This is a genomic window from Devosia naphthalenivorans, assembly GCF_003056355.1.
Lineage (GTDB): Bacteria > Pseudomonadota > Alphaproteobacteria > Rhizobiales > Devosiaceae > Devosia > Devosia naphthalenivorans.
This window is the reverse complement of sequence record NZ_PYVW01000012.1, coordinates 1-21957: the sequence shown is the minus strand read 5'-3', so window position 1 is coordinate 21957 and position 21957 is coordinate 1. Positions and strand designations below refer to the sequence as shown.

The window sequence follows — 21957 nt, the reverse complement described above, 5'->3', positions numbered from 1 at the left end:
TGACTTCCTCGGGCTGGGAAGTGGTGCCGCTTAGGTGACTCGAACACCTGACCCCATCATTACGAATGATGTGCTCTACCAACTGAGCTAAAGCGGCAATGGGTGGCCTTTTACGTTGGGTTTTCGGCCGGTGCAAGAGGCAAGGGGGCTTCCGAGGGCAATTGTGCGGGCAGTGATGCTGCGGAGCGTGAAGAGACCGTTACCGGCACTTTCCACTCGAAGGCGTCGAGCTTGCCGGTAACAGGGGAAACCGGCTCCCATTCGTCGCTCACCAGACCATCGGCGGTCCATGCAGGATCTCGTGGTGCGCGCACGGCACGGGCCAGCCACTCGCGCGCCTTGCCCTGATCGCCGGTCTGGCCTTCCTCGATTTCGGCCATCAGGCTGGAAACGCCTTGCGTTGCCTCCGATCCGGAAAATGGCGCCAGCGCATCGCGGGCCAGCGGCCAGTCATAAGCATCAATGGCAGCGCGGGCCAAGGCCATGCCGGCAGCGCGATGGGGTGGGGGAATTTCGATGATTTCGCGCAGGCGCTTCAGCCGGTCGACCGCGGAGGCGCCGGGCTGGGCATGGGCATAAAGCGCGGCCACGTCGGGGTGGCCGGTGGAGCGCCAGATGCGGCGCAACAGGCTCATGGCCTTGCGCGTTTCGCCGCGATTGATGTGAATGCGGGCGGCGATCAGGGCTGCGGGGACAAAGTCGGGCAAAAGCTTGAGGGCGGTCAGAGCGTGATCCAGCGCTGCCAATGGATTGCTGTTTTCGGCTTCCCGCGCCCGGGCGGTTTCGATGACGGCCTGACGCCGGCGCTTTCTGGCGCGGTCCTCGCGATTGCTCGCGGGCTCTGCATTGACCATGGCCACTGCCTCTGCCCACTGGCCTCGGCGGGTCAAATCGTCGAATACCGCTTCTGCCGCCCAACTGCTTTGGGGTGCCAAGGCAAGGGTCTTGCGGGCGAAGGTCAGCGCTGCTTCCGGGCGGTTCTGGGCGCGAGCCTGGTCATAAAGGCCGGTGAGGGCCGCCACGGCGGTTTTCTCGCTCGCGATCAGGGCGCGGTAGTGTTCGCGGGCGGCAGGCATGTCGCCAAGGGCGAGGTCGGCGCGGGCCTCTAGCAGCTTGGCGGCAGAATTGCCCGGCAGGCGCGTCTGTGCATCGCGGGCAAGGGAGCGGGCGCGGCCGGGGTCGCCGGCTTGGAGCGCTACGAAGGCGTCGGAGAGCGCCTCGACGCCTTGCAGATGGCGGCGTTCCTTGGCCCGCCGTGCCATGGCGCGCGGTGCCGTGATGATGCGGCGTATGATGGCCCAGACTACAATGACGACGATGGCCACCAGGATGAAGATAAACACCGCAGCACCCAGGCGAGGCTGCATGCGATAGCCCGCAACCTCCAGGGTCAGCGTGCCCGGCAATGAAATCATCCAGGCCGCGAGGGCTGCGATAACCAGCGATCCGACAATCCAGGAGGCGAGACGGATCATTGCGCGGCCTCGCCGGAGAGGGCCTGATTGCGCACGGTTTGCAGGAACTGGACGGCTTCGGCCTGCGCGTCGACCATGGCCGGCACGTCTCCGGCGGCATCCCGCATCGGCTGCGGCAGGGCATCGAACAGCGTCTTGGCCTGAGCAAAGTCGCGCCGGTCGATCGCGCCTTCAAGGCGCGAAGTAACGGCCTCGGGCGAGTCGCCTTCACGTTCACCGGTGGGGCGCAGGGCAATGGCGGAGGCGAACCAGTCGAGGGCGCCATCCTGCCAGCCGGCATTGGGGTCGGCGGGGCGGCCGGCGATGATGGCGGGCAAGGCCTGGTTGAAGCGCTGGGCGATCAGGTCGGGGCGGGGCAGGCCGGTGCCGGCGGCATTGGCGATGGCGGTGGGTATCTGAACCTGGGGCGAGGCGGTGCGCAGGCTGGCCAGTTCGGTTTCATAGGGCCGCCCGGTGGCGAAGGCGGTTTCGAGGCCGGAAAGGACCAGCGGCAGCTGCAGCACGGCGCCGATATCGCTGGGCTGTTCGGCCAGGGCAGCGCTGGTCTGGGACACCGAAATATCCAGATTGCGCAGGCTGGATTCGGCAATGCCGAGGCGGGCGGCGAGCTCGTCGACGCGGGTGCGGACGCCGGCAAGTTCGCCGGTTAATTCTTCCGTATCAACGGTTTGGGTCGGTTCGGTGGGGAGCGTGTCGATACGCGATTGGAGGGCCGCGATGTCGGCTTCGATCGTCGAAAGGTCCACCGGCGCGGAGGCTGGCGCTGCCGTCGTGGGGGTGGGTTCGGCCGATTCGAGGGCCGCGATGCGCTGGTTGAGGGCGGACAATTCGGACTGGGTGGTTTGGGTTACCGTTTCCAGTTCGGGGATGGCGGTGGCGAACTGGGAGAGGCGCGGATCGGGGGCTTGGGCGGGGGCTGGCTGGCTGGGCCAGAGGCCGCCAAGGGCCAGGGCATAGGCGGCGGCGACGCCGAGGACGCCACCGGCGATGGTTGCGGCGATGGGGAAGCTGCGCGGGGCGCGAGCTTCGGTTTTGGGTGGAGTTTGCGGCGGTTTTGCTGCCGTTCCGGCGGTTTTTTGCTCCGGTTTTGCTTCCGGTTTGCTCGCGGTTTGCTTCGCCTTGCTCGCTTCAGGGTTCGCTGACGGGGTTTCGCGCGCCGTCAGGTCGAGCACCGGTGGTTTTACCGCACCCGATTTCGTGTCGCCGGCTCCAGCTTTTGGATCATTGCCCTTGGTGTCCGCCATCGAAGGGTATCCTCTCGTTCAGGGCCTATCATGACCCAGTTTGTTCGCGTGCAACAGCCAGCGCCAGTGCCATCATGGCGTCTTCGTCCGGCCGGTCGGCCAGGCTGATGCGATTGAAGTGGTTTTCCAGCAGCGGTTCGGCCACGGCCTCGCTGAGGCAGAGCATCGCAAGCCGGCTTTTCTGCGTCTGGTCCAGTGATTTGGTGAGCTGGGCGAAAATTTCGGCGGTGCGCCGGGAATAGCTCAGGACCTCGGTGATGCGGCCGTCCTTCAGAGCGGCCATGATGTCCTCGGGCAGGCTATCGACGGCAACCATGTCATAGATGCGGGCGGTGACCACCATGATGCCGAGTGGGGCGACGGCTTGCGCCAGATCGCCGGCGCTGTAGCGGCCCGTGGGATGGAACACCGGGCCCGGCAGCCGGGCGATGGCCATGGCATTGACGAGATCCTGCAGCGCCCCGGCAGCGCTGCTGACCCGCCTGAAACCAACGGCCTCGGCTTCGCGCGCGGTACGATCGCCCACGGCAAAGACCGGCAATTGCAGATAGTTGGCCAATACGCCCCGCTCATCGAGGGAACGGATGGCGTTGGTGCTGGTGAGCACCATGGCGGTGAAACCATCTGGCGGGGGCAGGCTGACATCGAGCGTCTTGCGCACCATGACAGCGGCTGCCTGGGCCGGGATTTCCAGTGCCTGCAAGCGGGCGAGCGTCGATTGGCAGTCCGGCTCGGGGCGGGTGACCAGCATGTTGGTCATCGCGTGGCCGCCCATTGTGCCAGCCATTCGGTGCCGGCCTGGCGGATCAGGTCTTCTCCGACCTCGCGGCCGACAATATGGGGGTCCGATCCCGTGGCCGCGCTGTCGAAGGCGGTTTTTCCGTCGAGGCTCAGAATCTGTCCTTTCAAGGTCAGCGTTGCGCCATCGAGGCGCGAAAAGGTGCCGACCGGTGTGCGGCAGGAGCCATCGAGCACGGCGAGCATGGCACGCTCCGCATCCACCGTCAGATGGGTCGGCTTGTGGTCCAGAACGGCGACGAAATCGGCCATGGCCGGATTGTCGCTGCGCACGGCAAGCCCGATTGCGCCCTGTGCAGGCGCCGGCATGAAGATTTCCGGATCGAGCAGGGCGGTGGCGCGGTGGCTCTCGCCCAGCCGGTTCAGTCCGGCGATGGCCAGCATGGTGGCATCGGCGACGCCATCCAGCAGCTTTTGCAGGCGCGTGTGCACATTGCCGCGAAACGGCACGATTTCGAGATCGGGACGCTGGCGCAGCACCTGGGCTGCCCGGCGGATGGAGGAGGTGCCGAAACGGCCGCGCTCGGGCAGGTTGTCGAGACCGGCCACGGCCACCGAAATGAAGGCGTCGCGCACATCCTCGCGTTCCAGCACGGTCGGCATGACGATGCCCGGCGTCAGCCTTGTCGCAACGTCCTTGACGCAATGCACGCCGATATCGACGCGGCCGGCGAGCATGGCCTCGTCGATTTCCTTGGTGAACAGGCCCTTGCCGCCGATTTCGGTGAGAGGCTGGTTGCTCGCCTGGGTGCGGTCGCCACCGGTCGAAATGACTTCGATGACGATGTCGTCTTCAGCTATTCCGTGGGCTTGCGCCAACTGGCTGCGCACCATCCTGGCCTGCGTCAGCGCGAGGGGGCTGCCGCGCGTTCCGATCCGGGCGAAAGGGGCTGGCGATTGCAATCTCTTAACGTCCTATAGTAGGCAGGGTTACCTTTGGAGTAACCAGTTCGTCGTGACCGGGCAAGCGCAAGCCACTATCCTAGGCATAGAGACCAGTTGCGATGAAACCGCGGCGGCGATCGTCGTGCGCGACCAATTCGGTGGCGCTAACATAAGTTCCAATGTGGTCCGTTCGCAGCTCGATGAACATGCGGCATTCGGCGGCGTCGTGCCCGAACTGGCTGCGCGGGCGCATGTGACCTATCTCGATCACATCATCGCGCAGGCTTGCCGGGAGGCGGGCGTGAGGCTGGACGAGGTCGACGCCATTGCGGCGACCGCTGGGCCCGGGCTGATCGGGGGCGTGCTGGTGGGGCTGACGACGGCCAAGGCGCTGGCGGCAGCACTGGGCAAGCCACTGATTGCAGTCAATCACTTGGAGGCCCACGCGCTGACGGCGCGGCTGACCAATGGAATAGAGTTTCCCTATCTGATGCTGCTGGTATCGGGCGGGCATTCGCAGTTCGTGCTGGTGCGCGGCGTCGGCGACTACGAGCGCTGGGGCACGACAATCGACGATGCCCTGGGCGAGGCCTTCGACAAGGTGGCAAAGCTGCTCAGCCTTGGCCATCCCGGCGGGCCGGCGGTGGAGGCCATGGCCAGGCAGGGGGACCCCAAGCGGTTCAAATTTCCGCGGCCGCTGCTGCGCGAAGCGCGGCTCGATTTTTCGTTTTCGGGGCTCAAGACCGCCGTGCGGCTGCAGGCCGAGGCATTGGCGCCGCTGAGCGAAACGGATGTTGCCGATATCGCGGCAAGTTTTCAGGCTTCGGTGGCCGAGATTGTTGCCGTTCGGTCGCGGCAGGCGCTGGAGCGATTTGCCCGCGATTTTCCGGACCAGACGATGCAGCTTGTGGTGGCCGGGGGCGTTGCGGCAAACCAGGCAATTGCGGGGGCGCTGCGGCAGGTCTGCGACGAGGTGGGAGCGATGCTGGTCGTGCCGCCGATTGCCTTGTGCACGGATAATGGGGCGATGGTTGCCTGGGCCGGGGCCGAACGCTTCGCCCTGGGCGTTCACGATGGGCTGGATTTCACGGCCCGGCCGCGCTGGCCGCTCGATCTGCCGGATATGAGGATAGAACCCGATGCGGCTTGAAACCGTCGATGTGATCGGTGGCGGCGCCTGGGGCACGGCGCTGGCGCAAGCGGCCGCCATGGCAGGCCGGACGGTCAATCTGGTGGTGCGCGATGTCGCGCAGGCCGACGAAATCAACGGCAATCGCACCAACCAGCGTTATCTCGGCGAACAGGGGCTGCATCAGGCGATAACGGCCAGCGGCGAGGCCATCGCCGCCGATTTCGTCATCCTTGCCGTTCCGGCGCAGGCGAGCCGGGCCGCGCTTGGCGCCATGGACCCCAGCACGCTTGCCGGCAAGCCGGTGGTGCTGTCGGCCAAGGGGCTCGAGACCGGGACGTTGCAGCGGCAGAGTGAAATTCTTGCCGACATGGCGCCCGGCGCCATTCCGTTCGTGCTGTCCGGACCAAGCTTTGCCGCCGATGTGGCGGCGGGCCGCCCCACGGCCGTTACGCTGGCGGGCGACGATGCCGAACTGACTTCGGCGCTGGCAGGGGCGCTGGCGGGACCGAGTTTTCGCCCCTATGCGGCCGATGACCGGATCGGGGTCGAGATCGCCGGAGCGCTCAAGAATGTTTATGCGCTGGCCTGTGGCGCGGTGGATGGCGCCGAACTGGGCGCCTCGGCACGTTCGGCGCTGATCGCGCGCGCCTATGCGGAAATGGCACGCATGGTTTCGGCCATGGGCGGCTCCGCGCATACGCTGACCGGGCTTGCCGGGCTGGGCGATCTGACGCTGACCTGCACCTCGGTGCAGTCGCGTAATTACCAATTCGGCATGGCGCTGGGGCGCGGGCAGGGCGTCGAGGCGATCCTGGTCGGTGGGGCCAAGCTCGCTGAAGGCGTTGCCACGACGCCGGTGGCCGATGCGCTCGCCAAGAGCCTTGGGGTCGATGCCCCGCTGGTTGGCGCCGTGCACGCGGTTTTGAGCGGCACGGCCGATATTGCCACTGTTGTTGCGGGGCTGATGTCCCGCCCCCTGAAACGAGAGGACTGAAATTTCATGCTTTACGCGATGATCGCCAAGGACAAGCCGGCCACATCTGACAAGCGGCTGGCGGTGCGGCCGGTGCATCTGCAGCATCTCGATAGCCTGGGCCAGCAATTGCGGCTGGCGGGCGCGCTGCTCGACGAAGCGGGCACGCCGGAAGGCTCGCTGGTCGTGGTGGAAGCGGAGTCCATCGATGCGGCCAAGGCGATCTTCAATGCCGATCCCTTCGTCTCCGAGGGCATTTTCGAGAGCATCGAGATCAAGCCCTGGCGGCTTGCCTATGATCACATGTCGCCGAAGGCCTGATCCAAGTGGCCTATTGGTTGATGAAATCCGAGCCGGACGTTTTTTCGTTCGACGACATGATGGCCAAGACCAAGCGGGGCGAGCCTGAATCCTGGCATGGGGTGCGCAATTATGCGGCGCGCAACAACATGAAGGCCATGGCGATCGGCGACGAGGCGTTTTTCTACCATTCCAATATCGGCAAGGAAATCGTCGGGATCATCAAGGTGATCGCGCTGGCCCATCCCGATGATACTGCCGAGCTCAACGCCAAGGGCGAAGTGGTCTGGGAGTGCGTCGATGTGGAGGCGGTAAAGCCACTGCCCAAGCCGGTGACGCTGGCGACGGTCAAGGCGACGCCGGAGCTGGCGGACCTGGAACTGGTCAAGCTGTCGCGATTGTCGGTGAGCAAGGTTTCGGCTGAGGAGTGGGCGTTGATTTGCCGGATGGGTGGGTTGTAGGAGGCGCGGCACCTTGGCTGTCGGGCACCGGTTCACCTATCTGCGATAGCCTGCCCAATAGGGAGGGAGTACCGCATCATAACAAATGAAAGCATCCGGAGTGAACACTTCCCGGGAGTCATTGTTCATCCGGCATGAGCGGTGAGAGGCCCTCGGGTCACGCCCGAGGGCAGCGCGGTGGGTGGGGGTGCCGACCCATCACCCGCCTGGCTTCGCCCCGCGCGCCTGCCAAGCCTTCACCCGCTCCTTGATCGTCTTCCGCCCCTCATGCAGTGCCGCCAGCACACTCACCTGCCAGCCACGCCGCCCGACGATCACCGTGCCCATTGCCTTGTGATTATTGAAAAAATTCAGCGCCGAATGTCCCTCGGCCGTGGCTGCAGCATCGACCCCGTCGAGCGCCTCGGACGCATAAAACGCCTCGATCAGCAGGTATTCCAGCGCCATGCCGGGCCCCAGCTTCTTGAACGCCTCGTCATAGGCGATCTTGGGCGTATAGGCCGTGCGCCCCGTCCGGATCGAAAGCTTCATGGCGATCGGCTTGCCATCCAGCAACAGGCTGTCCAGCGTCGCCAGCCCCGGCGCATAGGCGGCGCGGGCAAAGGCTGCGTCCTTTTCGTGCGACAGGAACGACGTTCCCTGCTCGCCCTTCCAGCCGGAGTGTTCCAGGCTGAGGAAATCCCCGAGCCGCTGCGTCAGCGCTTCGGGTTCCTCCACATGCTCGAGCTCGATCTTGCCCGCTTCGCCCAGCCGCCGCATGGTGCGGCGCACGTCCTTGAGCCGGTTCTTGGACAGTACCTGCTCCAGATGCGCTTCAAAGCCACCGGCCAGACGCGTCAGATGCGCCCGCTCATAAGGAATGACCACCCGCCAGTGCAGGCCCGCCTCCCGTGCCGCGGCGTCCAGCAAATGGCTCGCTGCCGAACCCGTATTCACATCCGCAAATGCCCATAACCCGGGAGCCTTCCCCTGGCTCACCTGCGTGGCCCAGGCTTTTGCCACCGCCTCGGCATGGTCACGATGCAGCAGCGGCGTGCCGCTGAACTGGTAGATATTGGCCAGGCTATTGGCGACGGGAAACGGCGCCGGCACATTGGAGCGCGGCTGCGTCAGGAACAATCCGGCCAATTGCCCCCGTCCGGTCCGGAAGGCAAAGCCGCGCACCGCCTTGCTGTTATCCAGCGTATCCAGCCCGGCGATCACATGGCGCCGGTCATAAAACGGGTTTTCGACCAGCGCCGCCGCCGAAAGCGCGTCCCACTCCTCGGCCCCAAGCGCTCGCAGGCCGGCGGCATCGAGGCGTTCGAGCGACTGAGAAACGCCCGAAACAGCTGCAAAATCTGGCCTGCCGCCATCGAATGCCAATGCGCTCGTCATGTTTCATCATCCTGCTGGCTAGCCGCCCGGTGCCCCTGCATACAGGTTTTTGGCCCCTGGGCGGGCAATCACCGCGCGCGCTGGTTAATTGCGGCTGAAATCAAGCCCTTGCTCCGGCCGCCAGAAGGGGCGCAACGCCGCTTTGCACCCCGCCCGCTGGTATTTTGCCGACAGTTCCGCCATATAGAGCCAAAGGGCCGGATGTGCCGGCCAAACCAGACAATTCGCGGAACCGGCAAATTGAGCACCGTCCCCTTTCTCAAGATGAACGGGCTGGGCAACCAGATCATCGTCGCTGACATGCGCGGACGCCCCGGCCGGGTGACGCCGGAAGCCGCCATCGCCATCAATGCCACCCCCGGCACCAAGTTCGACCAGATCATGGCCATCCATGATTCCCGGACCCCCGGCACGGCCTATTACATCGAGATCATCAATTCGGACGGCTCGCGCGCCCAGGCCTGCGGCAACGGCATGCGCTGCGTCACGCAGTTCCTGGCGTCCGAAGGCGATCTCGATGCGTTCACCTTTGAATCCGTGGCGGGGATTCTGTTTGGCAAAGTCGAGGCGGACGGGCTGATTACCGTCGACATGGGCACGCCCAAGTTTGCCTGGTTCGAGATCCCGCTCGCCGAAGAATTCGCCGACACCCGCCAGATCGAACTCCAGATCGGCCCCATCGACGCCCCGGTTCTCCATTCGCCATCGGTCGCCTCCATGGGCAATCCGCACGCCACCTTCTGGGTCCACAACGATGTCTGGAGCTATGCGCTGGACCGGTTCGGCCCCATGCTGGAGAACCATCCGATCTTTCCCGAGCGGGCTAATATCTCGCTGGCACAGGTTCTTACGCCGGACCGTATGATCCTGCGCACCTGGGAGCGAGGCGCTGGCCTCACCCAGGCCTGCGGCACCGCCGCCTGTGCCGCCGTCGTCAACGGCGCCCGTACTCGCCGCACCGCGCGCAAGGTCACAGTCACCCTGCCCGGCGGCGATCTCACCGTCGAATGGCGCCCCGATGACCACGTGACCCTCACCGGTCCGTCCGAACTCGAATGGACCGGCACGCTCGACCCCGTCTCCGGCATCTGGGCGCGCAACGAGGTCGCCGCCTGATGGCTATCGAAACCCTCACATTCGGCTGCCGCCTCAATGCCTATGAGGCCGAGGTGATGAAGTCCGAAGCCGAAAAGGCCGGGCTGGACAATGCCGTCATCATCAACACCTGCGCGGTGACCGCCGAGGCGGTCAAGCAGGCCAAGCAGGCCGTGCGCAAGGCCCGCCGCGATCACCCGACCGCCCGCATCATCGTCACCGGCTGCGCCGCCCAGACCGAAGCCCGCTCCTTCGGCGACATGGCCGAAGTCGACCTCGTCATCGGCAATGAAGACAAGATGAAAGCCGCGAGCTACCAGCCCATGGTGTTCGGCACCCCGCTGAACGACAAGGTGCAGGTCAACGACATCATGAGCGTGCGGGAAACTGCCGGCCATCTGATCGAGGGTATGGACGGCCGCGCCCGTGCCTTCGTGCAGGTCCAGAACGGCTGCGATCACCGCTGCACCTTCTGCATCATCCCCTTCGGCCGCGGCCCCTCGCGCTCGGTGCCCATGGGCGCCGTCGTCGATCAGGTCAAAAAGCTCGTCGCCAACGGCTACCGCGAAGTCGTGCTGACCGGGGTGGACGTCACCTCCTACGGCCCCGACCTGCCCGGCAATCTCACTTTGGGCAAGCTCACCCAGGCCATTCTGCGCCACGTTCCCGACCTGCCCCGCCTGCGCATTTCCTCCATCGATTCCATCGAGGCCGACGAAGCGCTCTATGACGCCATGGCGAGCGACCATCGCCTGATGCCGCACCTGCACCTGTCGCTGCAATCGGGCGATGACATGATCCTCAAGCGCATGAAGCGCCGCCACAGCCGCGACGACGCGCTGGCAATCGTGGGCAAGCTGCGCACCCTGCGCCCCGACATGGTGTTCGGCGCCGATATCATCGCCGGCTTCCCCACCGAAACCGACGAAATGTTCGAAAACACGCTTGCCATCGTGGGCGAGGCGGAGCTGACCTATCTCCACGTCTTCCCCTATTCCCCCCGCGAAGGCACCCCCGCCGCGCGCATGCCGCAAGTCAGCAAGACCGTCGCCCGCAATCGCGCCGCCCTCCTCCGCGCCGAGGGTGACCGCCAATTCGCCAAACTCTGCCTCAGCCGCGTCGGTCACACCGAAAACGTGCTGATCGAGCGCAACGGCATGGGCCGCACCGAACAGTTCGTGCCGGTCAATGTGCCCGGCGCGCAACCGGGCGAGTTGCTGGCCGTTCGAATACATGATGTGACCGCCGAAGGGCTGGTGGGCGAGGCACTGCAGCGTGCGGCCTAGACCCCGGCACGCCCTCGTGGCACTGAACTGAAGGCATAATCCATGAGCGAACAAAAGCCGGGTTTCTTCAAGCGCCTCTGGGGCGATCTCGTTGGCGAACCGCCCACGCAGCCCGCGCCCCCCGAGCCGCCACCATCCCCGCCGGAGCCCCAGCCGGTGGAGCCCGAAACACCCTCCGCGCCCGAGGATGTGCCGCCTCCCGGCCCGCCCGAAACCACGCCCGAATACGTGGAAGAGATCGAGGAGCAGGCCACCACCCGCACAGAGCCTGAGCCCGAGCCGGACCTCGTCGTCGCGCTCGATCCGCCCGCCATGGTCGAAATCCCCGCCGAACCCGCACGCACCAGTTGGTTCGACCGCCTCACCACCGGCCTCAAGCGCTCCTCGGATCAGCTGACCGGCTCAATCACCTCGGTCTTCACCAAGCGCAAGCTCGACGCGGCAACGCTGGACGAGCTCGAAGACGTGCTGATCCAGGCCGACCTCGGCATCGAAACCGCCACCGCCATCACCGATACCCTGCGCCGCGACCGGTTCGATCGTGACGTATCGGGCGAAGACGTCCGCGCCGTGCTGGCGGCCGAAGTCGAAAAGGTGCTCGGCCCCGTCGCGCAGCCGCTCACCGTGAACAGCGTCCAAAAACCCTTCGTGATCCTGATGATCGGCGTCAACGGTTCGGGCAAGACCACCACCATCGGGAAGCTGGCGCAGAAATTCGCCGCCGAAGGCCGCTCGGTCATGCTGGCCGCCGGCGATACCTTCCGCGCCGCCGCCATCGAACAACTCCAGGTCTGGGGCCAGCGCACCAATGCCCCGGTGATCTCCCGCCCCGCCGGCGCCGACGCCTCGGGCCTCGCCTTCGATGCGATGACGCAAGCCAGAACCGAAGGCCGCGACGTCCTCATCATCGACACCGCCGGGCGCCTCCAGAACCGCGACGAGCTGATGAACGAGCTCGAAAAGATCATCCGCGTCATCAAGAAGGTCGACCCCACCGCCCCGCACGCGACGCTCCTCACGCTCGATGCCACCACCGGCCAGAACGCCCTCAAGCAGGTGGAAATCTTCGGCCAGCGCGCCGGCGTCACCGGCCTCGTCATGACCAAGCTCGACGGCACGGCCCGCGGCGGCATTCTGGTAGCCATCGCCCGTAAATTCGGCCTGCCGGTGCATTTTATCGGCGTCGGCGAAGGCGTTAATGATCTCGAAGCCTTTACCGCTTCAGACTTCGCCCAGGCCATTGCCGGCCGCCGCTAACCGCAATGTGACCACGCTTGCCCCCTATCCCGGCCTTGCAAGGCGAGGCGCTTGCCTCCACATTGCGCGGACACGAAAGAATAAGCCCATGACCGACAAAGCCGCCGAACCCGAGCTCAACTGGGACGAACTGCGCCCGCAGATCATCAAGATGGCACTCGAACTGGGCCCGCTGGTCGTGTTCTTCATCGCCAATGCCCGCGCCGACATCTTCGTCGCCACCGCCTGTTTCATGGCCGCGATGACGGTGTCGCTGGTGCTGACCTGGCTGATCCTCAAAAAGATCGCCGTCATGCCGCTGGTCACCGGCGCCGTCGTACTGGTCTTCGGCGGCCTGACGCTATGGCTGCAGGACGATACCTTCATCAAGATCAAGCCGACCATCACCAATTCGCTGTTCGCGGCGGTGCTGCTCGGCGGCCTGCTGTTCCGCCAGTCGCTGCTGAAATACGTCTTCGGCGACGTCTACAAGCTGCAACCCAAGGGTTGGTCCAAGCTGACACTGAACTGGGGCCTGTTCTTCGTCGTCCTCGCCATCATCAACGAAGTGCTCTGGCGCAATTTCTCGACCGATTTCTGGGTCGCCTTCAAAGTCTGGGGCGTCATGCCGCTGACCGTCCTGTTCTCGATCAGCCAGCTATCGCTCCTCAACAAATACGCCCCCCCGGACGAGCCCAAACACGTGCCGCCCGTGGTGGTGGAAACCTGAGGTTAGGTTCCCACAAATCGTCACCCTCGGGCTAGACCCGAGGGCCCTTACTTGAAGCCCGCAAAGCAAGTGCAGTCTCCTTGGGTCGAGCCCAAGGGTGACGATCCCAGCGGCGGGCAAATTGTCACCAAGCCCGACAACCCACCCAGAAAACCAAACTCCCCCACCCACCGCGCTGCCCTCGGGCGTGACCCGAGGGCCACGTCCCCGGGCACAATCGCTCCGGCAGGGGCTCCCTGGGCGGCCCTCGAGTCAAGCCCGAGGGCAGCCCGGTGTTTTTGGTAACATCGTGCTAATGGCTAACATCCCGGCGTTGCGCGCCGACCACTCCCCTCAGGGACGAGGTGACCGGAGCCGGCCATAGGCGGTCAGCTTCAGCCCTTTGAGCGCAGCTTGAACAGGGTGCGGCGGAGCCATTGGGCGGTTTGCCAGAGGGCTGGGGTTTGTTTGATGAGGCGTTTGGTGGCGTCGCGGCGCCTGGTGGCGCTGGCGGCGAAGCGGCCTTTCAGGGATAGGGCTATGAGGCTGTTGAAGACGGGCTCGGCTTCGGTCCATTCGGTTTTGTAGTCGAAATCGCCCAGGCCCATGTCGAAGGTGGTGACGCCGGTGACGGTGAGGGCGTCCATCAATTCGGCGATGAGGATGCCCATCAGGCTGTAGCGGGCGGCGGGGCCGGACGTGGTGGAGTTGATGTATTGCGAATAATGGGTGCCCGAGTGGAGGCCCCAGCTGGTGGCGACGATTTCATCGCCGGCATAGAGAGCGTGCAGGCACAGGGTCGGGTGCTCCTGCGTAAAGCCGGCGCGGGTGAGATCGCGGAACAGCCCATGGAATGGCGCTTGGGCGAACATGTTGTCGATGCCCATTTCGGCGAAGCGGGCGCCGCGCTGATCGAGAAACGCTTGGTGGACGAGGGTGAGCGTCGGCTCGTCGCGCACGCGGACCAGCCGGACTTCGCCATGCTGCTCGGCAAGGCGGCGGCGGCCGCGATTGATGTTGCTGCGCCGCTTGGTCGTGAGGCGATGGTCGATATAGGGGACCGGGGTGGGGCCGATGGTGGCGGTGTATAAATTGGATGCGGCGGGCGCGTGGTCGAGCACCAGCAGGGGGTTGGACTGGCCCTGCCAGGTGCGGGGGAGATTGGCGAGCGAGAGCAGGTCGAGCCCGCCCACGGCTTGGGCGATCGCGGCAAAAATGGCGTGCAATTGCGCTGGGGTCGGCGTGAAGCGGGGTTCGGCGAGGAGCCAATCGGCATTGGATTGCTGCGCGCCCAGGAGGTGCGCCTTGGTGAGGCCGCGCCGTTTGCGCAGGCCCAGGGGGAGGAGGGCCAATGCGTGGCCGTTCTGCTTGACGACGGCAATGGCGATGCGGCTATCGGCTTCGGCGCCGGCGGCGAGGAGCGCGGCGATCCAGTCGAAGCGCTGGTAGGGGGGAAGGACGCATTTTTCCTCGAGAGTGCGCCAGACTGGTTCGGCGGCGGCGAGGCTGTCGTGGATGTCGATCTCGTAGGGGTTCGCGGCGGTCTGGGGCGCGCCAGCGATGATTTCCGGGGCTGTGGAGAGGTCCGACATCGGGTTGGTCCTGATAGGGGCAGGTGGCGGGAAGATAGGGGGAAATGGGGAGGAATTGATTAATGGCGGGGCTGCGGGCGCGGTCGTCATCCTCGGGCTTGATCCGGGGGCGATTCCGGAAGCCCTTGCGGGAGCGGTGTGTTCGCGGAACGTGGCCCTCGGGTCGAGCCCGAGGGAAGCATGGCGTTTTTGAGTACATCGCGGTACTGGCAGGCGTTGGATGTGAATACTCGTTTGACGCTGGGTGGTGCGAGAGCAGCTATATTCGGGTCAATCCACCCCCCCACCCTTGATCCCTCCCCGCAAGGGGGAGGGTGTCGACTTGGGGAGCTGGGTCCGGGTGGGTTCGGGGCTGCCGTTTTGGCGCTTTCCTTGACTCGCGGGCGGGTTTCCCCTAAACGGCTGCTCATTCATCAGGCTCAAGCTCCTGAAAGCCGACCGGGACCCCACCGGGGTATAAACCGATCCCGGAGGTTACCATCCGCCAGCGCGTTGCGCCCGCGGGTGGGTTTGGCGTTTGGCTGGATGAACCCATATCTCCTCGGCGTGCCCGAAGAGAAAAGGACAAAAATATGTTTGAGAGCTTAAGCGACCGGCTTGGCAAGATCTTTGATGGCCTGCGCGGCCGGGGTGCCCTGAGCGCCGCGGACGTCGATGTGGCGCTGCGCGAAATTCGCCGCGCGCTGATCGAGGCCGACGTATCGCTTGAAGTGGTGCGGGCGTTCGTCGAGCAGGTGCGCGACCGCGCGGTGGGCGTCGAAGTCACCCGGTCGGTGACGCCGGGCCAGCAGGTCGTCAAGATCGTGCATGACGAACTGGTCGGGGTGCTGGGCGAGAGCGCGGTTGCGATCGATCTCAATGCGACGGCGCCGGTGACCTTGCTGATGGTGGGCTTGCAGGGCTCGGGCAAGACCACGACGACGGCAAAGATCGCCAAGCGTCTCAAGGACCGCCAGAAAAAGAAGGTCCTCCTTGCTTCGCTCGATACCCGCCGCCCCGCTGCCATGGAGCAGTTGCGCGTTTTGGGCGAGCAGGTCGGCGTGGATACGCTGCCAATCGTCACCAGCGAAACGCCGGTGCAGATTGCCCGCCGCGCCGAGCGCGAGGGCCGGTTGGGCGGCTATGACGTGCTTATCCTCGATACGGCGGGTCGCACCCATGTCGATGAAGAGCTGATGGTTGAAACCACCGAGATCAAGGCGGCAACCAAGCCGCACGAGATCCTCCTGGTGGTTGACGCCCTGACGGGCCAGGACGCGATCAATGTCGCGCGCTCGTTCGATACGCGGCTCGATATCACCGGCATCGTGATGACGCGCGTCGACGGCGATGGCCGCGGCGGTGCGGCGCTGTCGATGCGGGCGGCGACCGGCAAGCCGATCAAGCTGATCGGCGTCGGCGAAAAGATGGATGCGCTGGAGGATTTCCATCCCTCGCGCATTGCGGATCGAATCCTGGGCATGGGCGACATTGTTTCGCTCGTGGAAAAAGCGGCCGAGCACGTGTCGGCCGAAGACGCCCAGAAGATGGCCAAGAAGCTCAAGAAGGGCAGCTTCGACCTCGACGATCTGCGCAACCAATTGCTTCAGATGAAGAAGATGGGCGGCATGGGCGGCCTGATGGCCATGATGCCGGGCGCCGGGCAGATGAAGAAAGCCATGGCGGGCGCCAATATCGACGAGAAGGTGTTCGATCGGCAGATCGCCATCATCAACTCGATGACCAAGAAGGAACGCGCCGAGCCCGACCTTTTGAACGCCTCGCGGCGCAAACGCATTGCGGCTGGCGCGGGCGTGGAAGTCAGCGAGATCAACAAGCTCGCCAAGCAGCACCGCCAGATGGCCGACATGATGAAAAAGGTCGGCAAGGGCGGCATGGGTGCGCTGGGCGGCATGTTCGGCGGCAAGATGGGCAATATGCTCGGCGGCATGCCGGACATTTCCAAGATGGACCCGGCCCAGCTCGAGCAGATGGCCCGCCAGGCCGGAATCGATCCGAGCCAGCTCAAGGGCCTGCCTTCGGCGCCGACGCCGCAACTCTCCCAGAAGCTGCCGACCGATGTCGGTGCGCTGCTGAAATCCTCCGGTTCGGGCCTTCCGGGCCTGGGTGGAGCTCCCCGTTTCCCCGGCCTTCCCGGCCTGGGCAAGAAAAAGTAAGTCGTTCAACCAAACTCAAGGAATACCCAAATGTCCCTCAAGCTTCGTCTTTCGCGCGGTGGCACCAAGAAGCGCCCATTCTACCACATCGTCGTTGCCGATGCCCGCTCGCCCCGCGATGGCCGCTTCATCGAAAAGCTGGGCACGTTCAACCCGCTGCTGGCCAAGGACAATGAAGGCCGCGTCGTGCTGAACAATGAGCGCGCCACCCACTGGCTCTCGGTTGGCGCCCAGCCGACCGACCGCGTGCTGCGGTTCCTCGATGCTGCTGGCCTCACCAAGCGCGAAGCCCGCAACAACCCGAACAAGGGCAAGCCGGGCGAGAAGGCAACCCAGCGCGCCGAGGAAAAGGCTGCCAAGGTTGCAGCTGCCAATGCTCCGGCCGAGGAAGCTTCGGCCGAGTAATCGGTTGCTGGTTTTGGAATGAAAGAGCCCCGGTGCCGATGCGCCGGGGCTTTTTGTTTGTGGGGTGTTGAGAGCCCCCATATTCGGGCCAATCAACCCCCACCCTTGATCCCTCCCCGCAAGGGGGAGGGTGTCGACTGCGAATCCAGGTTTTAAGCCTTGAGCTTCGCCAGGATCGCGGCACCCATTTCTTCGGTGCCGACGGTCCTGCGGTTGTCCTGGGCGATGTCGCCTGTGCGCAGGCCGTCGCTGAGGACGGCGGAGATGGCGTTTTCGATGTTGGTCGCCAGTTCGATCATGTTGAACGAATAGCGCAGGGCCATGGCGACCGAGGCGATCATGGCGATCGGGTTGGCGATGCCCTGGCCGGCGATATCGGGCGCGGAGCCGTGGACGGGCTCGTAGAACGCCTTGCGCTTGCCGGTGACCGGGTCGGGCGCACCCAGCGAGGCCGAGGGGAGCATGCCGAGCGAGCCGGTGAGCATGGCCGCGACGTCGGAGAGGATGTCGCCGAAGAGATTATCGGTGACCATGACGTCGAACTGCTTGGGGTTTCGCACGAGCTGCATGGCGGCGTTATCGGCGAGGATGTGGTGCAGCTCGACGTCGGAATAATCCTTGCCCACGCCCTTGACCACTTCGTCCCAGAGGACGCCGGACTTCATGACGTTCTTCTTGTCGGCGGAGTGGACCTTGCCCGAACGGGTGCGGGCGAGGTCGAAGGCGACGCGGGCGATGCGGTCGATTTCGTAGGTCTCGTAGACCTGGGTATCGATGGCGCGCTTCTGGCCTTCACCGAGGTCGGTGATGGTTTTGGGCTCGCCGAAATAGACGCCGCCGGTGAGTTCGCGCACGATCAGGATATCGAGGCCTTCCACCAGTTCGCGCTTGAGCGAGGAGGCGTCGGCGAGCGCGGGATAGCAGATGGCAGGGCGCAGGTTTGCGAACACGGCCATTTCCTTGCGCAGGCGCAGGAGGGCGGCTTCCGGGCGATGCTCGTAGGGCACGTCGTCCCATTTGGGGCCGCCCACGGCGCCGAAGATCACGGCGTCGGCCGATTTGGCCTTTTCGGTGTCTTCGTCGGTGATAGCGACCTGGTGCTTGTCGTAGGCGGAGCCGCCGGCGAGGCCGGTGTCCGTGGAGAAATCGGTGAGCTGCTCGCTATTGGTCCAGGCGATCAGCTTTTCGACTTCGGCCATGATCTCGGTGCCGATGCCGTCGCCGGGGAGGAGGAACAGGGAATGGGTGGCCATGGGATTGTCCTTTAGCTGTTCGCGGCGCCGATGCGGGCGGTGACTTCGATTTCGATTTTCATGCCGGCTTCGATCATCTGCACGATCAGCATGGAGGCGGCAGGGCGGATGTCCTTGAAGACGGGGCCGACTGCCTTGACCACGGCGTCGACATCGTTGCGGTCCCCGACATAGTAGACCACGCGCACGGTATCCTGGATCGAGGAACCGGCTTCGCGCAGCGCCTTGTCGATGGTGGCGAGGGCATTGGCGGCCTGCGCGCCGACATCGTCGGGCATGGTCATGGTGGCATAATCATAGCCCGTGGTGCCGGACACATAGACAGTGTCCTCGTGGCGCACGGCGCGGGAATAGCCGAAGGTCGTCTCGAAAGGCGAGCCGGTGGAAATGCGCTGCATGGTGATCCTTAGAGCCAGGGACGCTCGGAGGCCATCTTGCCTTCGAATGCGGAGATGGACGGGTCCGACTTCAGCGTGCCCGCGATATCGTCGAGCCCTTCGAGCAGGATCTGCTTGCGGGACGGATCGATGTCGAAATGGATGGTACCGCCATCGGGGCCCTGGATGGTCTGGGCTTCGAGATCGACAGTCAGCGTGGCGTTGGAGCCGCGCTCGGCATCGTCGAGCAGCAGTTTGAGCTGGTCGGGAGTGACGACCAGCGGCAGGATGCCGTTCTTGAAGCAGTTGTTGTAGAAAATATCGGCGAAGCTGGTGGAAATCACGCAGCGGATGCCGAAATCGAGCAGGGCCCAGGGGGCGTGCTCACGGGAGGAGCCGCAGCCGAAATTGTCGCCGGCAACGATGATTTGCGCGCCGCGATAGCCGGGCTTGTTGAGCACGAAATCAGGGTTCTCGCTGCCGTCCTCGTTGTAGCGCATTTCCGAAAACAGCGCGGCGCCCAGGCCGGTGCGCTTGATGGTTTTCAGATACTGCTTGGGGATGATCATATCGGTGTCGATATTGATGATCGGCAGCGGCGCCGCGACACCGGTCAGGGTGGTGAACTTGTCCATGAGGAATCCTCGCTTTGCCAAGGGTCTTTGCGCAAAGCGGGGTTGGGGTCAAGTCGGAACCGTACTCGGGGGTACGCCTGATGCAATATTTCCTGGCTTGCGGGGCTTTGCTTTGGGTCCACTCCCTGATCTCTCACCCCCACTGGGCGGCCCCTCCCCCTTGACGGGGGAGGTTGGGAGGGGGTGCGAGAGCCCCGGTATTTGGGGCCAATCGTCCCCCACCCTTGATCCCTCCCCGCAAGGGGGAGGGTGTCGACTGAGACTATGGGTGATTGAGCCGATGGCGATGGCTGAGGGGCCGGTGGCTCAGGCCGCGAGGCTTTCGCGGGCGTTGACGCCGAGCATCAGGTTGAGGTTCTGGACGGCGGCGCCCGAGGCGCCTTTGCCCAGATTGTCGTAGACCGCAACGAGCACGGCCTGGGCGCGGGCGTCATTGGCGAAGACGTGCAGGGTCATGGTGTTGGTGTTGTTGTGCGCCTGTGGATCGAGGGCCGGGGTCTTGGCGGTGTCGCTGAAGGGGGCGACGACGACGAAGCTGTCCTTGATGGCAGCGAAATGATCGGCGATGGCGGCGTGGATTTCGCGGCCGGTCGGCACTTTTCCCAGATGGCCCAGCTGCAACGGCACGAAGGTGGTCATGCCTTGGGCAAAATCGCCGACCGTGGGCACGAAGAGCGGCTCGCGCGACAGACCGGTATAGGCGGTCATCTCCGGCAGGTGCTTGTGGGTGAAGGTCATGGCATAGGGCATGAAGTGGCTGGCGATGGCGTCGGCTGCCTCATATTCGGCGATCATCTGCTTGCCGCCGCCCGAATAGCCCGAAATGCCGTTATAGGTGACGCCGAAGTCCTTTGGCAGCAGGTTGGCCTCGATCAGCGGGCGGACCGTGGCAATCAGGCCCTGCGGCCAGCAGCCGGGATTGGCGACAAAGCGGGCAGAGGCGATTTTGCCGGACTGCGCACGGTCCATTTCGGCAAAGCCATAAGCCCAATCGGGGTCGACGCGGAAGGCCGTCGACGCATCGATGACGCGGGTGGTGTCGTTTTCGATCAGCGAGACGCTTTCCCGGGCGGCATCGTCGGGCAGGCAGAGAATGGCGACGTCGGCGGCGTTGAGCAGGCGCTTGCGCTCATCCTGATCCTTGCGCTTGTCGGGCGCAATGGAGAGCACTTCGAGATCGCGGCGGTTTTCGAGACGTTCGCGGATCTGCAGGCCCGTGGTTCCGGCTTCTCCGTCGATGAAAATCTTGGCGACCATGGGCGTGCTCCTGTTGTCCAAGCGTAGATGGACCGCGCGTGGGGCGGGGTCAAGACCTTGCCCCGAGCGCGAGCCCGCCCTCGTGGTTCGACAGGCTCACCATGAGGGCTCAGGCGGTGTCTCGCTTGCTGTGAGTGCCGCCCAATGCCATGAACTATGTAGCAAACACTGCGGAGGAACGCATCCATGACCCCTCATAACCATGCCAAGCCGGGCGACTATGCCGACGCGGTGTTGCTGCCGGGCGATCCGTTGCGGGCCAAGTGGATCGCGGAGACTTTTTTGGACGATGCGCAGCTGGTCAATTCGGTGCGCAATTGCCTGGGGTTTACCGGCACGTGGAAGGGCAAACGCGTTTCGGTGCAGGCCACGGGCATGGGGCAGCCGTCGCTGGGCATCTATGTGCATGAGCTGATCAATGTTTATGGGCTCAAGACGCTGATCCGGGTGGGGACCTGTGGTGGGCTCAATGCCAAGGTGAGGGTGCGCGATTTGATCCTGGCGCAGGCGGCATCGACAGATTCGACCATCGTTCGGGATCATTTCGGGGCTTACAGTTTTGCGCCTATCGCAGATTTCGGTTTGTTGCGCTCGGCGGCGGAGAAGGCGGAGGCGCGAGGGATGCGCTGCCATGCCGGGAACATGCTGAGTTCGGACATTTTCTACCATGAGGATGGGCTGGCGGCTTATGGCAAGCTGATGGCGCATGGAGTGATCGGCGTCGAGATGGAGGCGGCGGCGCTTTATACGCTGGCGGCCCGGTTCGGGGTGAAGGCGCTGGCGATCTGCACGATGACCGATTGTTTGGTGACGGGTGCGGAGATCGGGGCGGAGGAGCGGCAGAGTTCGTTGCGGGAGATGGTGGAACTGGCGCTTGAGGTGGCGGTGGAGGGGTAGGCTGCTATCGCGGTAGACCTCATCCTGAGCTCGAAGGACGAGGTCTTGACGGGGTCGGGGTGCCCGCCCTCGTGGTTCGACGGGCTCACCATGAGGGCTCATTGGGGCATGAGGGCTCATTGGGGGTAGTGTTGGGTTGTTTCCTGTCAGTTCCATCCACTGTGCCATTCCCGCGAAAGCGGGAACCCCTGTTTTGAAACGGAGGTTCCCTCGACTCACGCCACAAGTGCAACACCTGCTATGGTGTTGGTGCGATGGGAACTTTGTATGAGCAGTTGAGCCTGCGGGAGCGGGTTGAGATCGACATTGGGCGGCGCAAGGGGCTCTCGATGCAGGCGATCGGCCAGATGCTGGGGCGTTCGGCCTCAACCATCAGCCGTGAGTTGGGACGCAATGGCAGCCCCACCAGGCATT

Annotated in this window: 22 protein-coding genes and 1 tRNA gene; 12 read left to right on the top strand and 11 right to left on the bottom strand. The window is 64.6% G+C overall.

Going from position 1 to position 21957, the window contains the following annotated elements; all coding sequences use genetic code 11:
• Positions 1–21 precede the first annotated feature (21 nt).
• The 5 genes from C8264_RS14625 to hemC form a co-directional block, all read right to left on the bottom strand.
• Positions 22–97: transfer RNA gene (locus C8264_RS14625), tRNA-Thr, on the bottom strand.
• A gap of 13 nt (positions 98–110) precedes the next feature.
• A complete protein-coding gene (locus C8264_RS14620; protein WP_108461716.1) occupies positions 111–1475 on the bottom strand; it encodes a heme biosynthesis protein HemY in 1365 nt (454 codons plus the stop codon).
• Complete coding sequence (locus tag C8264_RS14615) at positions 1472–2719, bottom strand: COG4223 family protein (RefSeq protein ID WP_108461715.1); 1248 nt, start codon at positions 2717–2719, stop codon at positions 1472–1474. Before C8264_RS14615 ends, C8264_RS14620 begins: the two co-directional genes overlap by 4 nt.
• A gap of 28 nt (positions 2720–2747) precedes the next feature.
• Positions 2748–3506: a uroporphyrinogen-III synthase gene (locus C8264_RS14610; RefSeq protein WP_108461714.1), complete on the bottom strand. Its 759-nt coding sequence runs from the start codon at positions 3504–3506 to the stop codon at positions 2748–2750.
• Positions 3476–4420 carry a hydroxymethylbilane synthase gene (gene hemC / locus C8264_RS14605; RefSeq protein WP_108461713.1) on the bottom strand — a complete coding sequence of 315 codons (945 nt, stop codon included), beginning with the start codon at positions 4418–4420 and terminating at the stop codon, positions 3476–3478. The genes C8264_RS14610 and hemC overlap by 31 nt, the downstream gene beginning before the upstream one ends.
• A gap of 76 nt (positions 4421–4496) precedes the next feature.
• Here hemC and tsaD point away from each other — a divergent pair, with 76 nt between their 5' ends.
• Genes tsaD through C8264_RS14585 form a run of 4 tightly spaced genes read left to right on the top strand, consistent with a single transcriptional unit; the run spans position 4497 to position 7268 of the window.
• Positions 4497–5552 (top strand): tRNA (adenosine(37)-N6)-threonylcarbamoyltransferase complex transferase subunit TsaD, encoded by a 1056-nt coding sequence (gene tsaD, locus C8264_RS14600; protein ID WP_108461819.1) that lies wholly within the window; start codon positions 4497–4499, stop codon positions 5550–5552.
• On the top strand, positions 5542–6528 hold the full coding sequence (locus tag C8264_RS14595) for an NAD(P)H-dependent glycerol-3-phosphate dehydrogenase (RefSeq protein WP_108461712.1): 987 nt from the start codon (positions 5542–5544) through the stop codon (positions 6526–6528). The genes tsaD and C8264_RS14595 overlap by 11 nt, the downstream gene beginning before the upstream one ends.
• Before the next feature lie 6 nt (positions 6529–6534).
• Positions 6535–6828, top strand: a complete 294-nt coding sequence (locus C8264_RS14590) for a YciI family protein (RefSeq protein ID WP_108461711.1) — start codon at positions 6535–6537, stop codon at positions 6826–6828.
• A gap of 5 nt (positions 6829–6833) precedes the next feature.
• On the top strand, positions 6834–7268 hold the full coding sequence (locus tag C8264_RS14585) for an EVE domain-containing protein (protein ID WP_108461710.1): 435 nt from the start codon (positions 6834–6836) through the stop codon (positions 7266–7268).
• A 198-nt stretch (positions 7269–7466) separates the two neighbouring features.
• Here C8264_RS14585 and C8264_RS14580 read toward each other — a convergent pair whose 3' ends face one another.
• Positions 7467–8645: a GNAT family N-acetyltransferase gene (locus C8264_RS14580; protein WP_108461709.1), complete on the bottom strand. Its 1179-nt coding sequence runs from the start codon at positions 8643–8645 to the stop codon at positions 7467–7469.
• Positions 8646–8909: 264 nt separating this feature from the next.
• Between C8264_RS14580 and dapF the strand changes: the two genes are divergently transcribed.
• From dapF to C8264_RS14560, 4 genes are all read left to right on the top strand, one after another.
• The gene (gene dapF, locus C8264_RS14575; RefSeq protein WP_245893243.1) at positions 8910–9761 is read left to right on the top strand and encodes a diaminopimelate epimerase; all 852 of its coding nucleotides are present in this window, start codon (positions 8910–8912) and stop codon (positions 9759–9761) included.
• Positions 9761–11026, top strand: a complete 1266-nt coding sequence (mtaB, locus tag C8264_RS14570; protein ID WP_108461707.1) for a tRNA (N(6)-L-threonylcarbamoyladenosine(37)-C(2))-methylthiotransferase MtaB — start codon at positions 9761–9763, stop codon at positions 11024–11026. Before dapF ends, mtaB begins: the two co-directional genes overlap by 1 nt.
• 42 nt (positions 11027–11068) lie before the next feature.
• Positions 11069–12283, top strand: a complete 1215-nt coding sequence (gene ftsY, locus C8264_RS14565; RefSeq protein WP_108461706.1) for a signal recognition particle-docking protein FtsY — start codon at positions 11069–11071, stop codon at positions 12281–12283.
• Positions 12284–12371: 88 nt separating this feature from the next.
• Entirely contained in the window at positions 12372–12992 is a 621-nt protein-coding gene (locus C8264_RS14560) for a septation protein A (protein ID WP_108461705.1), read from the top strand.
• A gap of 374 nt (positions 12993–13366) precedes the next feature.
• On the opposite strand, the gene C8264_RS14555 is transcribed toward C8264_RS14560, so the two are convergent.
• Positions 13367–14563 carry a GNAT family N-acetyltransferase gene (locus C8264_RS14555; protein ID WP_162783667.1) on the bottom strand — a complete coding sequence of 399 codons (1197 nt, stop codon included), beginning with the start codon at positions 14561–14563 and terminating at the stop codon, positions 13367–13369.
• A gap of 572 nt (positions 14564–15135) precedes the next feature.
• Between C8264_RS14555 and ffh the strand changes: the two genes are divergently transcribed.
• On the top strand, positions 15136–16719 hold the full coding sequence (gene ffh, locus C8264_RS14550) for a signal recognition particle protein (protein ID WP_108461703.1): 1584 nt from the start codon (positions 15136–15138) through the stop codon (positions 16717–16719).
• Between the two features lie 30 nt (positions 16720–16749).
• Complete coding sequence (gene rpsP / locus C8264_RS14545) at positions 16750–17124, top strand: 30S ribosomal protein S16 (protein WP_108461702.1); 375 nt, start codon at positions 16750–16752, stop codon at positions 17122–17124.
• Between the two features lie 152 nt (positions 17125–17276).
• Here the strand turns inward: rpsP and leuB are convergent, their stop codons facing one another.
• The 4 genes from leuB to argC all read right to left on the bottom strand — a co-directional run bounded on the left by leuB (position 17277) and on the right by argC (position 20646).
• Positions 17277–18377 (bottom strand): 3-isopropylmalate dehydrogenase, encoded by a 1101-nt coding sequence (gene leuB, locus C8264_RS14540; RefSeq protein WP_108461701.1) that lies wholly within the window; start codon positions 18375–18377, stop codon positions 17277–17279.
• Positions 18378–18388: 11 nt separating this feature from the next.
• Entirely contained in the window at positions 18389–18775 is a 387-nt protein-coding gene (locus C8264_RS14535) for a RidA family protein (RefSeq protein ID WP_108461700.1), read from the bottom strand.
• Between the two features lie 8 nt (positions 18776–18783).
• Entirely contained in the window at positions 18784–19389 is a 606-nt protein-coding gene (gene leuD / locus C8264_RS14530) for a 3-isopropylmalate dehydratase small subunit (RefSeq protein WP_108461699.1), read from the bottom strand.
• Positions 19390–19695: 306 nt separating this feature from the next.
• Positions 19696–20646, bottom strand: coding sequence for an N-acetyl-gamma-glutamyl-phosphate reductase (gene argC, locus C8264_RS14525; RefSeq protein ID WP_108461698.1), 951 nt, complete (start codon positions 20644–20646; stop codon positions 19696–19698).
• Between the two features lie 186 nt (positions 20647–20832).
• On the opposite strand from argC, the gene deoD reads away from it, so the two are divergent.
• Both deoD and C8264_RS22935 read left to right on the top strand, forming a co-directional pair.
• Entirely contained in the window at positions 20833–21543 is a 711-nt protein-coding gene (gene deoD / locus C8264_RS14520; protein WP_108461697.1) for a purine-nucleoside phosphorylase, read from the top strand.
• Positions 21544–21797: 254 nt separating this feature from the next.
• Positions 21798–21957, top strand: a 160-nt coding sequence (locus C8264_RS22935) for a helix-turn-helix domain-containing protein (RefSeq protein WP_162783666.1), incomplete at its 3' end; no start/stop codon positions are given.